Origin of the sequence: Nostoc sp. EspVER01, assembly GCF_034530635.1 — a bacterium.
Classification (GTDB): Bacteria; Cyanobacteriota; Cyanobacteriia; order Cyanobacteriales; family Nostocaceae; genus Nostoc.
Genome location: NZ_JAVRCS010000001.1, coordinates 39,222 through 58,334, shown reverse-complemented (window position 1 = coordinate 58,334; position 19,113 = coordinate 39,222). Strand labels below are relative to the sequence as shown.

General features: G+C 36.9%; 16 protein-coding genes. 1 reads left to right on the top strand and 15 read right to left on the bottom strand.

Going from position 1 to position 19,113, the window contains the following annotated elements:
* Window positions 1–52: 52 nt before the first annotated feature.
* The gene (locus RMX69_RS00250; protein ID WP_322636086.1) at window positions 53–1,180 is read left to right on the top strand and encodes a glycoside hydrolase family 2 TIM barrel-domain containing protein; all 1,128 of its coding nucleotides are present in this window, start codon (window positions 53–55) and stop codon (window positions 1,178–1,180) included.
* Between the two features lie 403 nt (window positions 1,181–1,583).
* On the opposite strand, the gene RMX69_RS00245 is transcribed toward RMX69_RS00250, so the two are convergent.
* From RMX69_RS00245 to RMX69_RS00175, 15 genes are all read right to left on the bottom strand, one after another.
* Window positions 1,584–2,459, bottom strand: coding sequence for a glycosyltransferase (locus RMX69_RS00245; RefSeq protein WP_289794825.1), 876 nt, complete (start codon window positions 2,457–2,459; stop codon window positions 1,584–1,586).
* 42 nt (window positions 2,460–2,501) lie between these two features.
* Window positions 2,502–3,482: a glycosyltransferase gene (locus tag RMX69_RS00240; protein WP_289794826.1), complete on the bottom strand. Its 981-nt coding sequence runs from the start codon at window positions 3,480–3,482 to the stop codon at window positions 2,502–2,504.
* Between the two features lie 176 nt (window positions 3,483–3,658).
* On the bottom strand, window positions 3,659–4,396 hold the full coding sequence (locus tag RMX69_RS00235; protein WP_289794827.1) for a glycosyltransferase family 2 protein: 738 nt from the start codon (window positions 4,394–4,396) through the stop codon (window positions 3,659–3,661).
* A gap of 25 nt (window positions 4,397–4,421) precedes the next feature.
* Window positions 4,422–5,780 (bottom strand): hypothetical protein, encoded by a 1,359-nt coding sequence (locus RMX69_RS00230; RefSeq protein ID WP_322636084.1) that lies wholly within the window; start codon window positions 5,778–5,780, stop codon window positions 4,422–4,424.
* A gap of 161 nt (window positions 5,781–5,941) precedes the next feature.
* Window positions 5,942–7,204, bottom strand: coding sequence for a glycosyltransferase family 4 protein (locus RMX69_RS00225; protein WP_322636083.1), 1,263 nt, complete (start codon window positions 7,202–7,204; stop codon window positions 5,942–5,944).
* Window positions 7,205–7,242: 38 nt separating this feature from the next.
* Entirely contained in the window at window positions 7,243–8,160 is a 918-nt protein-coding gene (locus tag RMX69_RS00220) for a glycosyltransferase family 2 protein (RefSeq protein ID WP_322636082.1), read from the bottom strand.
* A gap of 158 nt (window positions 8,161–8,318) precedes the next feature.
* The gene (locus RMX69_RS00215; RefSeq protein WP_322636081.1) at window positions 8,319–9,332 is read right to left on the bottom strand and encodes a glycosyltransferase family 2 protein; all 1,014 of its coding nucleotides are present in this window, start codon (window positions 9,330–9,332) and stop codon (window positions 8,319–8,321) included.
* Window positions 9,333–9,469: 137 nt separating this feature from the next.
* Window positions 9,470–10,408, bottom strand: a complete 939-nt coding sequence (locus tag RMX69_RS00210) for a glycosyltransferase family A protein (protein WP_322636080.1) — start codon at window positions 10,406–10,408, stop codon at window positions 9,470–9,472.
* Window positions 10,401–11,438 carry a polysaccharide deacetylase family protein gene (locus RMX69_RS00205; protein ID WP_322636078.1) on the bottom strand — a complete coding sequence of 346 codons (1,038 nt, stop codon included), beginning with the start codon at window positions 11,436–11,438 and terminating at the stop codon, window positions 10,401–10,403. Before RMX69_RS00205 ends, RMX69_RS00210 begins: the two co-directional genes overlap by 8 nt.
* A 4-nt stretch (window positions 11,439–11,442) precedes the next feature.
* A complete protein-coding gene (locus tag RMX69_RS00200) occupies window positions 11,443–12,171 on the bottom strand; it encodes a methyltransferase domain-containing protein (protein ID WP_322636077.1) in 729 nt (242 codons plus the stop codon).
* A gap of 42 nt (window positions 12,172–12,213) precedes the next feature.
* Window positions 12,214–13,149, bottom strand: coding sequence for an NAD-dependent epimerase/dehydratase family protein (locus tag RMX69_RS00195; protein ID WP_289794834.1), 936 nt, complete (start codon window positions 13,147–13,149; stop codon window positions 12,214–12,216).
* A gap of 92 nt (window positions 13,150–13,241) precedes the next feature.
* Entirely contained in the window at window positions 13,242–14,477 is a 1,236-nt protein-coding gene (locus tag RMX69_RS00190; protein ID WP_322636076.1) for a glycosyltransferase family 4 protein, read from the bottom strand.
* Window positions 14,478–14,569: 92 nt separating this feature from the next.
* Window positions 14,570–15,895 carry an ABC transporter ATP-binding protein gene (locus tag RMX69_RS00185; protein ID WP_322636075.1) on the bottom strand — a complete coding sequence of 442 codons (1,326 nt, stop codon included), beginning with the start codon at window positions 15,893–15,895 and terminating at the stop codon, window positions 14,570–14,572.
* 38 nt (window positions 15,896–15,933) lie between these two features.
* A complete protein-coding gene (locus tag RMX69_RS00180) occupies window positions 15,934–16,776 on the bottom strand; it encodes an ABC transporter permease (RefSeq protein WP_289799868.1) in 843 nt (280 codons plus the stop codon).
* Between the two features lie 55 nt (window positions 16,777–16,831).
* A complete protein-coding gene (locus RMX69_RS00175; RefSeq protein WP_322636073.1) occupies window positions 16,832–19,015 on the bottom strand; it encodes a GumC family protein in 2,184 nt (727 codons plus the stop codon).
* Between the last annotated feature and the right edge of the window lie 98 nt (window positions 19,016–19,113).

Here is a 19,113-nt window from a genome sequence, read left to right as displayed (position 1 = left end):
ATTGCCAAACCAATCAATGTGATGTTTAATTAAGCTTGTTCTTAAATTTAATATGATGATAAAGCGACGTAAATTTCTAGCTTTAATTCCTGGTTTTGTATTAGCTAGTAGTAGCAGCATACTTGTGAGTTTAAATCCCAAAAAATATTTAACTAATCGGAAACGAAGTCTACCATTTTTCTTAGGTTGGTATGACAATATCAACAATAAGGATGTACCAATAAAAGCATCTTCTAAAGGAATTGACTTATTAATGCCCTATGTTGAAAAAGAGAGCAAGGCAAAAATACAGGCATTTTTAGATGCTTCTCAAAAAACACCAATAAAAATTCTGCTTGAGATTCCTCGTACTTTAATTGAATCAGAAAATATTTCAGGAGTAAAAGACTTTATTCGTACTTATAAAAACCATCCCTCCGTTTATGCTTGGTATCTTTATGATGAACCAGAAATAAAAAAACCTAGACCAATTTCTCCAAATTTGTTAAAAAAGGTATACAAAGCTATTAAGGAAGAAGATAAATCAAAGCCAGTGGCATTAGTTTTTACCAAGATAGAAAAAATTGAACCTTACAGTGATGCAATGGATATACTGATGTGGGATTGTTATCCTTGCAAAGATGGAGTTGTAGAATTCCAATGGGTATCATTTTACCGAAAAGCACTCTACGAAGTCATTTCCCTTGCTGATGTTAAAAATAAAAAATTTTTGAACGTAATACAAGCTTATAGAGGAAATCAGACCGATTTTCGATTACCAACAAAGTTAGAATTTCGCTATATGTTTTATTTATCAGTCCTTGCAGGAGCTGATGGGCTGTTATTTTGGATACACTATCTCTCTTCACCTTCCTGGAATGAGTCAGTTTTGTATCCTACTATTAAAGAATTCCGAAATTACATTCCTGCAATTGTTAGAGGAGAAGATTTAAGTAATCCAGTACAAGTAAACAACCCAAATATAGAAGTTAAATTATTTCCTATTCCTAATACTACAAAGTTTTTAATTATAGCTGTTAATCACACTTCGACTAAAATAAACTTCGTAGTAAAACTGACTCAGAGTTTAGCTGGTAAAATAGTTACTTTGAATGAAAAAACTATTAATAACCTATTTCATAATGCAAGTTTCAGTACTCGTTTAAATCCTTATGAAGTAAAGTTGTATCAAGTAAGATAAGTTAATGATCTTAGTAATTAAATATAAAACCTCTAAATTCTCAAAACTTCTTATCCCATATTTCTTAACTCCGAGAAGTGGGGATAAAGAAGTTTGAGCTATGTGGCGTAGTACTGTACTGTATTGCATAATAGCTGGAAGTGCTTTAACCCAAGTTTTTCTAGTCCTCTTCTAGAGGACTTGCACCATTAGACAGGGAATTCTATTCCCTGGCTAGCGGTCTGTATTGCATAATAGCTGGAAGTGCTGTAATTACGTTGTCCCACTTAGAGATACAGTATGATAAATATTTTTTTGCTGGAGATTAACTAGACTAGATATGATATTACACCGATTTTTATGATAATAATTAATACCTGTAGTTTGAATATTTTGAATATATTTAATTATAAATCTTGGATTTCTATTTAACTAAAAATTCACGAGCATCTTGGTGAAAATTTCTCTCTTTTTTAAACTTTTTGTATCCCCAAACTTGCATTTGATAGGGAAGAATACGAAATAGTAAAGACATTACTTTGAGAATATTTAATTTTAGTGAAAGAGTATTGTATTGATATCGTGCTTTAATTTGCTGTCCTAAAGCCGCAGACCGTCTACTGATAACGCCTGTATTTCTATAATAAAGTAAAGGTTCAGATAAATTTGAAATACCAACTCTCAATTTCAATGCTCTTGCCCACAATTCTAAATCACATTCAGAACGAAATTCCATGTTATAAAGTCCTGTTTTAGCAAAAACGCTACTTCTAAACATCACAGATGGATGTATCAAGGGATTTTGATAATGAAACAGTGCATGTATCTCCTGATTACATACAGGCATTATCCTAATTGAGCAATTTTCTCTTGGAAATTCATCCTCAAAGACAAAAGCCCAAGTACCCAAGATATCAATATCTAAATTACTTTCTAAAAAACCTATTTGTTTACTGAATCGCTCTGGATGTGCAATGTCATCAGAGTCCATTCTTGCGTAGTATTTAGATGACGAGTTTAATATGGATATATTAAGCGCATGAGCTAAACCCATGTTTTGAGAAATTAATAGGTGTTTTATATGGGGATAAGTTGCAGTATATTCATTAACAGTTTCCTCCAAATTTTTTGGAATCAAACCATCCTGAATTAAATGAATTTCCTTTGCTGGTACACTTTGCCATAGGATAGAGTCAATAGCAGCACGAAGATGTGCAATATTGCTACCTTGGTAAAAAGGAATACCCACTGTAATGCTTGCTTGTATGTTGCTAGAAACTGTAGGTACTGTATTCGACATGGATGTATTTCACCTGTATATATTTCAAAGACAAAAATGTACTTATAAAATTTCTTGCAAGGTTTTTGAAAGATAAGCTTCTGAATGATTTTCTTGGAAGTATCTTATTGCTTCCCAATAGCGTTTTTCATAATCATTTATGTCCATACTAAATAAATCATGGATACATTTTGACATTGAGCTTTCGTCATTAAAATCAGTAAAAAAGACAAAACTTAGACCTTTTAAATATGAGAAAGTAGGAATATCATTAATAATTAAAAGCTTTCCATAACTCAAAGCCTCTGTCACCACACCACTTTGAGTTGAGAATGAGTAGGGAATCACAACAAAGTGGCTTAAACCAAGTAGGAAACTTTTAGCGCTATTTGAAATGAAGCCAGGAAATCTAATTATTAGTTTGTCGTCGTAGTTTACTTGTATATTTCTCTCACTTCCACCCCGAATAAATCTCGCTTGCTTTGGGTAATCTTTGTTAATTATATTTGCTAGAGATAAAAATCCTTGAGGATTTTTATCTCTATCTGCTCGACCTAACAATAAGAAACTTTTTTCATTATCCCAACTAAACTTAAGTTGCGCTAAATTATTTTGTAAAATATCTTTTGGGAGAGAAAGAAATGATAAATTTAACTTGTAAAGTTTATCATTATTAACGAAGTCTTGTGCTTTCAAAAACGCTTCATTGCTAGGCAATAATATCTTATCTCCTATATAGCCAAAAACGAAATGATATAAAAATACAATATATGCTTTTAAAGGGTTAATCCTTCCTTTTTCAAATTTAGGTTCATGCATCAAATAAGAAATTTCTAAGTTTTTATTTAAAAGTTTACTAATTGTTTTTAAAATTAAAGCTAATACTAAATAATCTAACTGGATTAAAAAGAAAAATACTGATATTTCTTCTTGCTTATTTAGACTCACTAAATGTTTGATTAATAACCAACTTTCTCGTAAAGTGACGGAATACAAGTATTTTACAGAATAACTAGTTATATCAGAACCATTATTTAGTGTCATTGCTTTGTAAAAAGATTCTGAGCAATGATGCACTCTAGGATTTTTCGGTCTAAAAAGATATATTATATGCATGATTCACAACGGTATAGAGGGATAGAAATAAGGTTAATCCTCAAAAAAATATTTAATATGACTGAAGTCTTAGTAAATATTCGCTAATGTAATATTTAATTTATTCATTTTTTGAATGCAAAAGGTGAGTCAATTTTGAGATAATTCTTTAGCATAATCAATGTATTTAAAATACTAATTATAAATTTTTCATGTATTTTATTCGCGTAGATAAAACGTATTTGTGAATGCTCAATAATTCTCTTTTGAGTTTGGCTAGAAATCCCTCCAGGTTCGCGTATTGATATTACTGTAGGCAAATAAAATATTGTTATATTTTTAAGCATTCGCAGAAATAATTCGTAATCCATAGAAATTTTAAGAGACTCATTGTATTTGTAATTTTTATGTAGGGAAGTTTCACAGAAAAAACCCTGGTGCGGTAAAAACATAAAGTATTTTAGAAACTTCGATGAAAGTTGCGGCGGACGATAAAATATAGTTTCTCCAGCAAAACTTGTAGTGACAGTGACACCGATAGCACATTTCCATTTATGTTGCATATAGCTTTGCACAACTTCAGAAATCACTGTTTTGGAAAAGAATACATCTCCAGAGTTTAAGAAGAAAATTAAATCCCCATTACTTTTTTCTAAACCTTTATTAAATGCACTAGATATACCATTATCTAGTTCTGATAAATAAAGATACCTTTTAGAATGGTTATATGACTCTAAAAACTCTTTACTTCCATCATCAGAATCTCCGTCAATAACAATATGCTCTATTATTTTATAGTCTTGTTCTTTAACTGATTGTAAGGTTTTTTCTAATCCTTGGTAATTATTTTTGGATATCGTCACTATTGAGACTTGGCAATTATTCATATTAGTTATGATTAATTAGGTTTAACGCAAACTGATAAAAAAGGTAAAAATATTCACTGATTGGTGTAGTTAGCGGTTCACCATTCCAAAAAGTTAGGTAGCTTTGAGGAACTGTGAGACTAACAAAAAAGTAAATCATCCTGAAAACAATTGCCAATATAAATATAAGAGTATCATAGCTATAGGCATCATCAAGTTTGTCGGAAGAGAGAGCGATAATATAAAAAAAACCAGGTATGCAAAAAAACATACTGGTAATTCTCAAGTTAAATCCATATGTCAAAGACCCAAAATAAAGTAAGAAAAGCAAAAAGAATGTTGTAATCCATCTTATATATCTTCTATTGGTTTTGCTATATACTCTATTTATTTTGCTTAGATCAGTTCTCAAGATAAATATAGAGATAATAATATAATCAAGAATAGGACGTATTTGATTTTTAATCTTATCTCCAAAACTGTAGTCATCACCGCCACCGCCATAAATATCGATTCTCTGAGATACAGAACCATCAAAAGATGACAATAAACTTGTCAAATCTAGCAGTGATTTCATTATTACTGATGAAAATAAAAGTATCGAGCCAAAACAAATAATAATACTAAATCTGTTATTCAAATATTTAGAAAACGATTTTAATGGATTTAATACATTAATCAATTTATATTTGAATAGTCCAGGTAATATGCCAAAAATATACATTAAAGAAGATTTGTGTGTCCAATAGCCAACATATATACAAAGACAAGCAATCAAAAAATTATCAACATAGATAGCAGGTATTATAAATATCCATGAATAAATTTGTCTCATCCAAAATAGTTGAAAATAGTATCCTTGAGTGGTTACATTAATTAATATGATTAAGGGATAAAAATCGGGCATGAATAGCATAGGAAAAACGGTGAAAGCCGTATTCATGCTCAAAGATTGAAAGAATAAAAAACTTAGTTGACTAGGCCCTATTAATACACTCAAATATTTAGGCAAAATGAAAGAGACTGGTTCTAGTTCGATATCTGGAATAGTCAACCCTGTTTCTTTCTGAAGCCAAGAATAAATATCAAGATATACAATTGTATCTTGAAATGGCTCAAAGCTGGCTATATATGTAGTAATTGTAAATAAAACTAGTAAGATTGGAAATATATTAAGTATACGTTTTTGGTTTCCTAGTATTTGATTTTGGGAAATATTAATTTGGCAATATGCAAGTATAAAAACTACACCTAATAAGGGAATAATAGCCCAAATAGCTAGACCAAATATCAAAATAAAATTTTTAAAATTGCCAAACAAAGAAAAAAGTTTATGTATTGAATGGATTTTATCTTTTTCTGGGATGAATTTAAGAAGCATAATTTTTATATATTATAAGTGCAACATTATCACGTCTATAAACTCAAAACCCTTGCACTTTCTCTGGGAGGTTGCTAAACGAATTTGATGATACTCGGTTACGAAGCTAGTATTTATCAAGCTGTGTGGATTCTAAATCCACTGTGGGGGATTTTTCAGCATTACTTTTTTTGTCTATTCATTGCTTCCTTATAAACCGCAACGTACTGCTGTGCGATCCGAACTGGGTCAAACATATATTCTGCATGACGACGGGCTGCTAAACTAAGAGATTTACTTTCCTTTTGTTGTTGTAGAACCCATTGAATTCCTGTTGCTAAATCTTCTGCTTCGTATGGTTGTGCCAAATAACCTGACACCTTATGCTGAATTAAATCAGGCATTCCTCCAATTTTGAAGGCAACAGTAGGAGTGCCGCAGGCTATTGCTTCAACAACTGTATTCGGTAAATTATCTTGTCTAGAAGGTGCAACAAAAACATCAGCGGCAGAATAGAGTAGAGCCAGAGAAATATCATCAGCAAGATGTCCTGTGTATCGAATTGGAAAACCCAATTTAGGAACTTGTGGCGGACGTGACTGCCCAAAAATTACTATTTCAATTTCTATATCTTTTGACTTTTGATTTTCCAGAAAACTGGTAGCTTGTAATAATAAATCAATACCTTTGCGAGGATCATTTGTTCCGCCCAAGGCACCAAATAAAATTAACGATCGCTGTTGAGGTAAATTCAAAAGCTGTCGTGCTAATGTTTTTTCAATCGGACGAAAGCTATCTAAATCTAAGGGATATGGTATTACTGAGACGGGACAATCTGCCATCAATGCACTATTGCGAACGCAATCTGCTAGCCAGTTACTAGGACAAACAATATGGAAAGGATATTTCCAGTTACGTTGCTTGCGTTCCCAAGTCCAACGATTTAAATCGAAACCAGACTCGTCTTGTGGACGGTTGTCTGCTCGATAACCCTCACGCCAGCGAGCATTAAGTCCATCGTTTGTATAGTGCTCTGCTCCACAAAATGCCCACATATCGTGAAACGTCCACACTATCGGTTTCCGAATCTGACCAATTTCACTAATGGATAAAGTCTCTGCACCTACCCAATGAAGATTTATCACATCTGCATCAGAGGCATGGAAAGATTTTACCCAATTAGAAGGAAGAAGTCCAGCCGAATAACGCGTTGGATCAGAACTTTTGATGGTTTTTTTGGCTAATAAACCAATCCCTGTGCGAATTTCTGTTGTTATTCTTCCGATTTTTAATGAATTACCTCTAACTGTTGGATCGTCAGAAGTCTTTGACAAAACTTGCATCCGAGAGTCTATTTCTGCCTGTAACAGACAACGATGAATCCGGTAAGCTGCACGAGCAGCACCTCCAGATAAATCAGAATAACTAGTATGAATAATTTGCATAAGTAGATTCAATGGTTAAACATTAATAGATCGACAAATTATTTTAAATTTTTGAATGTTTTTCTGAGCTTTCTCTGCACACGTTTCAAGAGACTTGGCATATAAACATTTTCTCTTGTGAAGCGATCGGCTTGGCGATCTGGGATCATGAAAGGCGGATGTTGTAATGGAAATTGCACGGCTTGTGTCGGAACATTGGAGCGTGGATCGCCTCGATCTGTTGTATTGGTTCCATCCAGATCGAATCCCAGATTGCTAATCAAATTAACTGTAGGGATAATACTCAAGGCATTTTGTAACCAGGAACAGAGCATCCATTGATAGTCCCAAGTATCAAAACCATCATAGGTAGATTGAAATTGATTTTGCCAAAATTGGACTTCTCTGGAATCTCTGAGAATGTCTTTTAGCCAACCCTCGTCGCGAATGGTTGACCACTTTTTCATTTCTAGATCGTAATGTTGCCATGCCCTACGCCAGGTTGCCCATCCCCATGTTCGGGTATAAATCGAAAAGTAATAGCTATCCTGAATCTGCCGATTTCTAGGATTGCCCAAGGGGGTATTATCTCCAGAAATTGTCATAACCCGCTCATCATGACGGTAATACCTCAATAATTCTTCGCAATAGGGAAAAAATGTCGGATGAGGTAAACAGTCGTCTTCCAGAAGAATAGCTTCTTCAACGATGTCAAATACCCAAGAAAAAGCAGTCGCTTCCCGCTGCTTCATCCCCATATTGATGTCAGAATAATTGGTTAAGACTTCGCAGGGCCAGTCTACGCGATCGATAATCGATCGCGTTTCAGCACATTTTTCGGTCTCTCCTATTCGATTTACACGAGGCCCATCTGCTGCAACTAGGAGTATAGGTGGACGTGCTTGGCGAATTGCCTCAAACACTTTTGCGGTTCTATCTGGGCGATTGAAAATGATGAACGCAACTGGAGTTTGCATTTTGACAATACCTTTCTTTCTGAAAGTTAATACACTAGATAATGCGTTTGTACAGTGCGTAAGTCTTAAAGTCGTAAAACAATAAACAAGCCTGGAAGCACTTCAATGACTGGAGGAACTATCTCATTAGTTTCCACAATTGGTATTATTTAGTTTATTTAACTTCGATAAAATGACAGGGAACGTTTCAATCCAGCTTGAGTAGTAAAGTAAATAAAATATGCCATAACCTTTGGTGAAATGCTGCATTTAAATGCCTCTTTAATTTGTGCGATCGCAGCAGGTAAATCGCCAATCATCAGCATATTTTGGGCTGTTCTGAGAGCGCAGATTGCCGAGTGTTTTTTATTGGCATTGATCAGGCGATCGACTGTTGATTGTGGCAGATAAGCAGGCAAATAAGACTGTACAATTTCCAACCCACGGCGTACCTCTTGGATATTTTTGCCTGTACGCACAGTTTGTCCAGTATTAGATACAGAATGTAGCCGATAAATAGCTAGTGGCTCAACTTCGTACCATACAGGGTATTGTGCGGCAATTCGCACCCACATTTCCCAGTCTTCATAATAAAAACAAAACCGATGGTCAAAACTACCTAACTTTTCATATACTTGTCGGCGAACGACAATAGAGGGAGTTTGAATATATTGTTTGACTATAATTTTTTCCAACCAATTATCAATTGTGCCGCTTTGAGGTTGTAATATCTCAGAAAAGTGTCGCCAGTGCCCTTTCTCATCCATAAAGATGTGACGACAGAAAGCGGCTCCTATTTCCGGCTGGGTATCAAATGTTTGTTGCATCTTGGGATAAAAGCCTTCCCGAACGCAATCGTCACCATGCAAAAGATGGATGAGTTTGCCACGCGATCGCTGTAGACAGGTGGTAAAGTTCTTAACATGTCCAACATTTTCTGGCTGGCGATAAAAACTAACGCGATCGCCTGCTAATTCTTTAACAATAGCTTCAGGATCGTCCTTGGTGGAGTGGTCATCAACCACCTCTATTTGCATTATCTCTGGTCCTGGGTCTTGTGATAACACGCTTGCTAATGTTTCCCGCAGATAGTTTGCACAGTTGTAGGTGGGAATCATCACTGACCATAAAGGTCGTGGTTCTCCATCGGGCACAGGTTGAATAACAGATCGAAAAGGGTATAGGTCATTCATAATAATTGGCTTTTCATTAGTTAATTTGTTTTTTTATTGCTGTAATTAAATATTTTTTCAAGTCATTGTGAAAAACTATCCGTCAATTAGTTTTGGCAGACCGCTAGGTTTATGCTGAGTATGTCTAAATATGAATTTCACAATTTTTTTATCCTCCTCGTAAGAGACTGAGTAACATCTTGAAAAAATTGCAACAAGTAGAACATTCGTGGGTGCTGATAAGGCCATAATGCTTTATTTAAAGCTTGCAAAATCTCAGTATCCTGGTATCCTTGTTCGCACAAATATTTCTCTAACCAGGTTAAGAAAGTTAAGTGGGTAGAATTTGGTTTGAGTGGATTGTATTGTGCTGAAGCTTGTGCAACATAACAGGAGCTTTTTGGGTGTTGTCGATACATATCCCAACAGCCACTTTCTACAAAGACAGATGCTTTGACACAGACTTTGGCAAAGAAAGCTTGATCTTCAAACATTCCTCGGAAGGACTCCTCAAAGCCACCGACATCTTGAACGAGTTTGCGACGTATGAGGACGCTACAGGTGCCTGGTGTTTCGGCTTTGCCTTTCAAAAACAACTTGAGCAGTGTTGGCGGTTTTAGTAGGGTATCAGGTTTTACACCCAGAGTTCGTTGGCGATCGCGCTTCGCATCTTCAGGATTACCCGTCCAGCTAAACCACATCAGAGTGGAGCCATAAACCATACCTGCTTCGGGGTGAGCTTCTAATATTGCTACCTGCTTCTCCAGTTTTTGTGGCAACCAGATATCATCTGCATCTAGTAAAGCAATATATTCACCTTTTGCATGGCGAATTCCCAGATTGCGCGTTGCACTCATACCGCGATTTTGATGACCTTCATGCTCCAAATAGCGCACTTTGTCAGGGTGTTGTTGGGCATATCGCAACGCAATAGCTGTACTCTCGTCGGTTGAGCCGTCATCTGCTAACGAAAGTTCCCAATTGTCATAGGTTTGAGCCAAAATGCTTTCTATTGCTTCTATAAAGAACTTTTCAATACCGTTCAAAAAGATGATGATGCAAGAAACTAACGGTTTGTTATTTATCTGTTCAACCATGAAACCACCTCGCTAATTGCTTGGCAAATTCTTCCCCATTCCAGTTTTCAATCCCGAAGCGAGGCAATTGAAAACTGTTGCTCTGTCGCCATACAATGTCTTCAGTTGTAGTGCAAGCACAATCAAATCCAATAGTTCGAGTCAGTTCCAGGGTTTCTGGAGTGTAATTACCAAATGGATAGGAAAAACTTGTCACGGGACAATTGAGCATCTCCTCTAAAGCAGCTTTGCTTTGCTGGATTTCATGCCTTTGTAATTCTGTTGATTGTGCTGAAAGAAATGGATGGGTAACTGTGTGAGCGCCAATTTCTACTAATTGCTCTTGTCCTAAAGCACACACCTCTTCCGGTAAAAGGGAGCGGTGAGTCTTGCGTACCGTAGATTCGGCATTAGCCCAAATTACTAACTCGTTTAGAGCTTTTAAACATTCCCGTTCCGCTAAAGGTAGTAATACTTGCCAAATTGAGTAATAGAAAGACATTCGAGAACCGGGTTTAGCTTGCCAAGCTTTAGAAGTGCGATCGCTTTGATAGTCTTGTTCAGTGTAATTGGCTGCTTGCCCTAGCTCCCAGTGACAAAGGCTACCATTAATATTCAGAGAAAGTTTCTCAGGTAATGTGCCTGGTTGCAAAAGTAGCCTTTCTAACTCGTCCCACCAAAACTCACGCTCTTTCCCTATGTAGCCAGTACTTACGAAAACCGTGGCTGGAATGCTATAGCGCTCAAGTATTGGTTTGGCATAATGGAGATTGTCTGCATAACCATCGTCAAATGTGACAACTACTGCCCGATCTGGAATATTGCCATCTCGATGCGCTTGCGCGAATTGCTTGAGGCTAAGGGGTTGGTAATATTTTTGCAAAACTTCTAGTTGTTCGGCGAAGTTTTGGGGAGTTACGCACAGACTCCAGGGGTCTAATTTTACCTCAGCGACGCGATGGTACATCAAAATCAGCCCCTTAGAGGATGCTAAATTTTTCTGGAGTCGTCGAATTGTTCGCTGCAATTTGTCACTTCCAGGTATTTTCATTCCATCACCTCATATCAGGTTTCACTGCTCTGACGGTGATAGTTACCTCGTACCTAGGGTCATGATAATCTAGCTTTCCCTTGGGTATATCTTGAACTACCAATCCTTGAAGAAAAGCTGTGGCTGCCAAAGCATTTCCGTGGGTTTCGACTTGAATATTCTCTTTAGGAAAAACCTCCTCAAATAGCCGCTGTGCAGATAGGGCTGTAAAATTCCAACACCAGCAATTGTTCCATTCCTGATCTTTGAGTGGTGTGATTCCCGGAAATGTAGCCAGAACAACACCTCCTGGTTTCATAATTCTGTAGGTTGTTAAGAGCGCTAGTCGCACTTCGTAAATTAGCTGAAGCGTCTGAACCAGTATAAAGCTGTCAAATGTATTTGATGGTATGTGTTCTGCATCTGTTAAATCTGCGATGATTGTTGCATTGGGGTTATCTTGAACGTGCAATACATCGCTTTTAGTAACGCGATCGCCTCCAAATTGCTGAGTATAATAGTTATCTCCAATTTCTAATACGTGACCATGAATATCATTTGAATGGCGACCCAAAAAATTCTCAATATAGTAGCGGTCAATTGGTTTTCCTTGTTCAAAACCCCAACTTGAATTTATAGGTTTTAAGCTTTGCAGACTACCCAGTCGTACCTTATTATATTGAGACTTTAGCCAGTGGTGGGTAGGAGATGGTAATATCTTTTGGACGATTAGTTTTAACTGTTCTGTGTTCATGAAAAAAATTATTTTAATGAGTATGGCTTTTTTAAAGAAGAATTATATGCCCAACAGTTCTGCATAACTCCAATTTGCATAAACACGGACACCCCGTTCTAAAGATAAAAAATCGGTTATTCCTAGACTTCCTAATTTTGTAACATCAGCTTGCCAATTAATGGGGGTTCCAACAGGAACGATTCCATCAAATTCAACACTACCTTTGTAGTCTAAGGATTTAAACACCATCTCCGCTAGTTCTGAAATTGTAACTTCTCTTCCACTTGCAAAATTATATGTTTCTCCTTGCATTGGTGCAGAAGTTGCTACTACTAATAAAGCTTTGGCAATGTCGAGTACATGAATAAAATCACGGCTTTCTTTGCCAGTTCCTTGTAACTTAACTAGGGGTTGATAAATTGCTTGTCGGCAAATATCCCAAAGGACTTGACGGCGTAAACCCGGGCCATAAGCAGAAAAAATTCGGACACTTGCAGTTGGTAAATCATAAACTTTGCTAAATTCTAAACATAGTTGCTCACTTTGTAACTTATGAAATCCATACGGAGAAATGGGGTTACAGCGTTGAGTTTCTCCAATAGGTAATGACTCTGGATTTCCATAAATAGCTGCACTAGAAAGAAAAATAAATCGACATCTAGGCGCATTAATTCGCAACGCATTTAAAATTGCAAAAGTTAAAGCTGTGTTAGATTGAAAGTCAATATCTGGTTCTACAATCGATAAGCCAACAGAGGCACGCCCTGCACAATGAATGCAAACTTTAGGAGAATATTCCTTTAATAAGTTATTTAAAGAGGGGTCGGGTAATTTGAGACGATGATAGACTGTTAAGTTGTGAAGGGGAGCATTTTCAGGAGGCGAATTATCAACGCCTATTACCGACCAACCTTGCTCTGAGAAATACCGAGCAACGTAACGACCAATAAATCCCGCTACTCCAGTAACTAAAACTGATTGATGGAAAGTAGTCATTTTGGTTATGTTGTAATAACTAGTATTTGATGATTGTTGTCAATTGAGATAAATGAATTCTGATAATTATCTCAATATTTAAAGTTAAATATTTACATATCTAAAACAGTTTTTGTCCACCAATCTTTTCGAGTATTAGCAAAATTAAAAGCATCTTCTAAGATTCGGTGACTTAATTGCTCTAAGACTTCTTTTCTCGATAAAGTATCACAAATATAAGCTGCTGCTTCGTCAGGGCTATTAATATCTAAAATTGGTAAGCCAGATAAATATGGTAATGCTTTAAGACAAGGCTCAGTTGCAAAGAAAGGCATTCCATAAGAAACACATTCGACTAATTTCATTTTCACTGAAAAATCATTATCAATAGGACATATAAAAATATCGGAAGTCTCAAACAAATCCTCAAGCTGTTTTTTAGGAATAAAACCAGGAATATGAACGTTATTTTCTATAGTCCAATCTTTGGGTATATTATGAAAATCTGTACCAGTGATCACAATTTTTATTGTATTATTTAGTCTTAATAATCTCGGAGATAATTCATAAATTAACCATTTTACAGCTAAAAAATTGAAATAAAAATTAATATTACCAGCAAAGAAAATTGTCTTTGAATTTGTATAACGCCAGCCGCCGATTTTAGGCGGAAGTATTTGTGAATTGATCGATACTTTTTGATTAGCTAGTAAATATTTGGGAATATCTGCTTCGGACATAAATATACATTTATCAGCCAATTTACAGACTTTTTTTTCAAAATTCTTAAGTCTTAAATAACTAATAAAAATGCTAAATTGGGATTTGTAATTGAACCAATTATGGGGAGCAAGAGCCTTAAAAAATTCTGCCTCTTTATCAGTTGCAAGGTATATCTTTTTTTGTTTAAGTTTCAGGAAATTTTTAAACCATAAAATACTATATAGTTGTTCAACAATAACAACTTGAATCGAGAGTTGTTCGCAGAGTTCAGTTAAATATTCAGAAACATATTTTGCTCGATCAAAATTGTAGTACGTTACATTCTGAAAGCTAAAAGTAGATCGTATCTTATACACTAATCTTTTATATATTTTTACTACTTCTTTTAAGAAATTTTCTTTTTTTTCAGAAGGAGTTAATCGAGTAGTTAAGTAATATTTAACTTTCAGCTTTTCTAATTGTATTTTGGTTTCTAATTGATTACTTTCGTTACAAGTAACAGCAACATAAAGGTTGATGTCTTCTATCTGAGATAATTGATAAATATCATTTAAAAGTGCCATTCCACAACCATTATTAGAGTCTAAAGGATAACTTGTGAAATAAAGAACATTTTGCTTTTCCATGCCTTCTCTCTTATCTATCTTGTATCAAAAGGGATGTTTTTTGTATTAAATAAACATCAGGCTATCTCTAGAAGTCTCTCAGTGAATTATTTCTAGGTTTTTAAATTTAGATTTGAATCGGCGATTGGCTTTGAGAATACTTGAAAGTTACAGGTTACTAACCCGTCACATGTTATACCAAACTCTTCGGATGGAAGTTCAACCACCTCTATTTCAAATGCCGACTCAATATAATCAAAGATAGTATGAAATGAAGAATCGGAAAGCCAAAGACCAATGACATAATTACCTGATTTTAAATGTAGTTTTTCAATGTTTAATTGAACTATATTTTCTCCCTGCTGAAGGGATATTATTTGTCCAAGTGATACAATATCTGCATTTACCAACTTGATGCCAAAATGGTTATACACAACAACTGCAAGACTTCCAATATTTCTTGAAGAATCTGATTCAATATTCAGTAAAAATTCAAGTTCACCATTGGAATAAGCATTAAAAGAAATATCTTTTTTTGAACTCCTATATTGAGCAGCAATAAAACGAGCTTGTCCATTGCCATTGCGAGTTACATTACTTAAATTTATCCACTCGTTGGGTAAAGCTTGATAAGAATAAGAGTTACTAGATAAATATTGAGTTATGACGCTGTTTGTATTCTCGTAACTAATTAGCTGCCCCTTATTTAGTAACAAACATTTAGAACATAGCCGTTGAATTGCTTCAATATTATGACTTACAAATATAACTGTTCGAGCTTGATCGTTGGATACTTCCTGCATTTTGCCAAGACATTTTTTCTGAAAATTTGCATCTCCAACTGCTAAAACTTCATCCACAATCAAAACATCTGGCTCTAAATGTGCTGCAACCGAAAATGCGAGGCGTACATACATCCCAGAAGAGTAGCGTTTAACAGGCGTATCTAAAAATTTTTCAATCTCTGCAAAATCAACAATTTCATCAAACTTGCGTTTGATCTGTTGCCGCTCCATGCCCAAAATCGCGCCATTGAGGTAAATATTTTCCCGCCCTGTCAACTCAGGATGAAAACCTGTCCCCACCTCTAGCAAACTCGCCACTCGCCCCGTAATCTCAATACTGCCATGAGTAGGTTCCGTGATCCGGCTCAAAAGCTTCAGTAATGTCGATTTGCCCGCTCCATTCCGCCCAAGAATTCCAACCCGATCGCCCCGCTTAATCTCAAACGACAGATCCTTGATTGCCCAAAATTCCTCACGATTCGAGTTTTGTGTTTTGCGTTTTGCGTTGTGATTAAAAGGGTTCAAAGTCTTTGCGATCGATTTCGCCCCATCCGCCATGACATCGCGCAACGCCTTATAGCGATATCCCCCCTGCTGATGGCTCAACACATAGCTCTTACTTAAGTTTTCAACCTTAATCACCGTATCTGCCATATATTCTCCAACTGCTAACAACTTTTGAACCTATGTGCTTAAATAATGTCTGCAAACTTGCGCTCCATCCGGCGAAAATAATAAATTCCGGTAATCAGCACTAATATCACTAACGCCACCGACAAGAGAAATCCTGGTAAATAAATGTCAAAATTTTTACCCAAAATTGCCCACCGGAACCCATCAATCACACCTACCATTGGATTTAACGAGTAAAGTAGTCGCCACTGTTCCGGCACCACGCTACTACTAAAACCCACTGGTGAAATATAAAGTCCAAACTGCACAATAAACGGCACAATATATTGGAAATCCCGATATTCTACGTTTAATGCTGCCAGCCATAATCCCGACCCCATCGCTGCCGCAAAGGCGATCGCAATAAACAACGGCAGCGTTAAAATCCGCCAATCTGGTACAAAGTTATACCACGCCATAAAGCCCAACAGGATGATCGCAGAAATCATAAAATCCACAAAACTCACAATCACCGCACTCGTTGGCACAATCAAACGCGGAAAATAAACCTTAGAAATTAAATTAGAATTACTAATTAAGCTATTACTACACTCACTCAAGGCATTGGAAAAGAACTGCCAAGGTAGCATTGCCGAAAACACCACAATCGGGTAAGGCGCACCCGCCGACGGTGCCTTGAGTAAAACACCAAATACCAGCGTAAACACCATCGTTGTTAAAAAAGGCCGCAGTAATGCCCAAGCCAGCCCGATCGCCGTTTGCTTATAGCGCACCAATATGTCTCGCCATGCCAGGAAGTAAAACAATTCTCGATACTTCCAGATATCCTGCCAATACTGCTGCTCGATTCGCCCTGCCTTAATCACTAATTTCTGCCGAGGCTCGAGCGTCTGTTTTCTCATCATGAAAATACCCCTATCCCCAGAGTTATATAGTCCAGTCAATAAATAAACTTCATCAAGCTCTTATCCCAGGCACATTTATCTGACTCAAAGCAGACCTTTTTCCACCGTCAGATCCCCTGGAGTGATAGTAACCAGACGCTTTTTCAGCAGTAACCCCATTTACCACCATTCCTAAAACACGCGATCGCGCTTGCTCTAGCATCATTTTCGTATTCTTAGCAACAGCACGGTCAAGCACTCCAGGATGTACAACTAGCAATATTCCATCTGCCATCTTGCCTAGCATGAGTGCATCACCAAACAAACTCAAGGCAGGAGTATCAATAATTACACAATCATAGTCTTTGACTGCCTCTTGAATTAACAAAGCCATAGGCTGCGAATCTAGCAATGCTGCGGGTTTCGCTAGGATTGTCCCAGCCGTTAATAAATCCAAGTTAACTAATACTTCTTGGGTGGCGTTGCGAAACTCTGCTTGACCAACTAAAACATTACTTAGTCCGACTGGATTAGATAGTTTCCAGATTTCCTGTTGGGAGGAGTGACGCATATCCGCATCTACTAATAGGATTCTGCGCCCCATATGTGCCTGAGCTACTGCCAAATTTGCAGCCACAAATGATTTACCTTCACCTGGAGCTGAACTAACTACGGCAATTACTTTTAGTGGTCGATGGTCGATAGTCAAATCCAGGTTCGTCTGAAGCATCTCAAAGGCTGAACTTGCTCCCGAATATGGATTATCTTTGACTGGTAGTTCGACTAAACCTTCCCCACTGTTTTTAGCTTTTTGACCCAAGAGAGGAATCGTACCGAGTAAAGAATAACCTAAGAACTGCTGGGCTTGCTCAAGAGTTTTGAGGGATCGATCCATAGCTTCTAAGATCAAAGCTACCCCTACACCCAGCAAAATTCCCAAAAATCCACCCAGCGCTAGGTGAAAGGCAATTTTAGAAGGAACAGCTTTTTTAGGAAGTAAAGCCGCAGATATTACCCTGGCATTACCGACATTCTGATTTACTACTACATCGACTTCTTGCGATCGCTTTAGCAGTTCTTCATAAGTAGATGTAGCAACTTGCAACTGTCGCTCTAGCTGTTGCTGTTTTTCTTGCAGTTGGGGTAAAACACTCAATCGTCTTTGAGAAAGTGTATATGCATTCTGCAAAACTGTAATTCGGTTAGCTAATGCTGAACGTTCTACATCCGACTGTACCAGTTGGGCCAGTAAAGTCTGCTTGAGTTCTCCCATCCCTAAATTCTGGGCTGGTACAGATTTTTCTCTACCTGCATTCTCAAAAATTCGCGTCTGTAGCTGCTTTTTGAGGGCTGCTTCTTTTGCTAACAAATTAGCGATCGCCGGATGTTTGTCTGTATAGCGAGTCTTTTCTACTGCTAACTGGTTTTGCACCTGTTGGTACTGTGTTAATACCTCCTGCACAGCTTTTGATTGGCTTAAATTACCCATATCCACAGCTTGCTGCGAATTCAATCTCAATTGACGTTGCAGAAGTTGTGAGCGAGTCTTAGCATCCGTTAAATTTGCCTGGGCTTGGGTAATCTGGTCTGATAAATCCGCGAGTTTGTCCACTCCTTTTGTTGCTTCTTGCTCTAAAGCAATTACCCGACTTTCTTCTTTAAATCTACGCAAAGCTGCTTCCGATCTGACTACCCTTGCTTCAACTTCAGGCAGTTGCTTGCGTAAAAACTTCTTTGCCACTGTCGCTTGGGCTTGGTTAATCTGAATATTGTTCTCCAGGTAATATTTCATCAGCGAATTCACAACATCTGCGGCTTCTTTTGGATTGCTGCTGCTGTACGAAATCGCCAAAATATCTGTACCCCGGACACTTTTAATTTTGACTTTTTCGAGAAACTCATTTATTTCCAAGGGTGTTCCTTGCTTATCTACCAACCTGAGACTAGCAATAGTTTTCTCAACTATTGGATTAGAACGAATAACCTCTGCTTCTGTATCCAACGGACTGTTGATTTCAGTCACACTTCTCAACTCCCCAACTTGTGCCGAGGGACTTGTCAGTGAAGAAACGCGGTCAGTTTTACTGAAAAGCAACTTACCTTCTGCTTCATAAATTGGTTTTTGCTTGATAGCACTTAAAGCTGACAGTCCAAAAATAGAGGCAGTCACCGCAGCTATAATTAGCCAACGCCTTTTTAGAAGTAGCGAGTATTGCTGCAAATCTAAGGAGTTTTGGTCTTCTTGGTTAGAGGGCATGGAGTATGTTACGAATACCTGAAATTGTTTTTACTAATTTTGCTTCACAATTTTGGTAGTCCAAGTATAGTCATTTGGACATAATACATAATTAGGAT

Bases quoted from the DNA above. Each gene is read 5' to 3' on its own strand.
- RMX69_RS00250 (WP_322636086.1), top strand. From the start codon at position 53: ATGATGATAAAGCGACGTAAATTTCTAGCTTTAATTCCTGGTTTTGTA.
- RMX69_RS00245 (WP_289794825.1), bottom strand. From the start codon at position 2,459: ATGTCGAATACAGTACCTACAGTTTCTAGCAACATACAAGCAAGCATT.
- RMX69_RS00240 (WP_289794826.1), bottom strand. From the start codon at position 3,482: ATGACACTAAATAATGGTTCTGATATAACTAGTTATTCTGTAAAATAC.
- RMX69_RS00230 (WP_322636084.1), bottom strand. From the start codon at position 5,780: ATGCTTCTTAAATTCATCCCAGAAAAAGATAAAATCCATTCAATACAT.
- RMX69_RS00225 (WP_322636083.1), bottom strand. From the start codon at position 7,204: ATGCAAATTATTCATACTAGTTATTCTGATTTATCTGGAGGTGCTGCT.
- RMX69_RS00220 (WP_322636082.1), bottom strand. From the start codon at position 8,160: ATGCAAACTCCAGTTGCGTTCATCATTTTCAATCGCCCAGATAGAACC.
- RMX69_RS00215 (WP_322636081.1), bottom strand. From the start codon at position 9,332: ATGAATGACCTATACCCTTTTCGATCTGTTATTCAACCTGTGCCCGAT.
- RMX69_RS00210 (WP_322636080.1), bottom strand. From the start codon at position 10,408: ATGGTTGAACAGATAAATAACAAACCGTTAGTTTCTTGCATCATCATC.
- RMX69_RS00205 (WP_322636078.1), bottom strand. From the start codon at position 11,438: ATGAAAATACCTGGAAGTGACAAATTGCAGCGAACAATTCGACGACTC.
- RMX69_RS00200 (WP_322636077.1), bottom strand. From the start codon at position 12,171: ATGAACACAGAACAGTTAAAACTAATCGTCCAAAAGATATTACCATCT.
- RMX69_RS00195 (WP_289794834.1), bottom strand. From the start codon at position 13,149: ATGACTACTTTCCATCAATCAGTTTTAGTTACTGGAGTAGCGGGATTT.
- RMX69_RS00190 (WP_322636076.1), bottom strand. From the start codon at position 14,477: ATGGAAAAGCAAAATGTTCTTTATTTCACAAGTTATCCTTTAGACTCT.
- RMX69_RS00185 (WP_322636075.1), bottom strand. From the start codon at position 15,895: ATGGCAGATACGGTGATTAAGGTTGAAAACTTAAGTAAGAGCTATGTG.
- RMX69_RS00180 (WP_289799868.1), bottom strand. From the start codon at position 16,776: ATGAGAAAACAGACGCTCGAGCCTCGGCAGAAATTAGTGATTAAGGCA.
- RMX69_RS00175 (WP_322636073.1), bottom strand. From the start codon at position 19,015: ATGCCCTCTAACCAAGAAGACCAAAACTCCTTAGATTTGCAGCAATAC.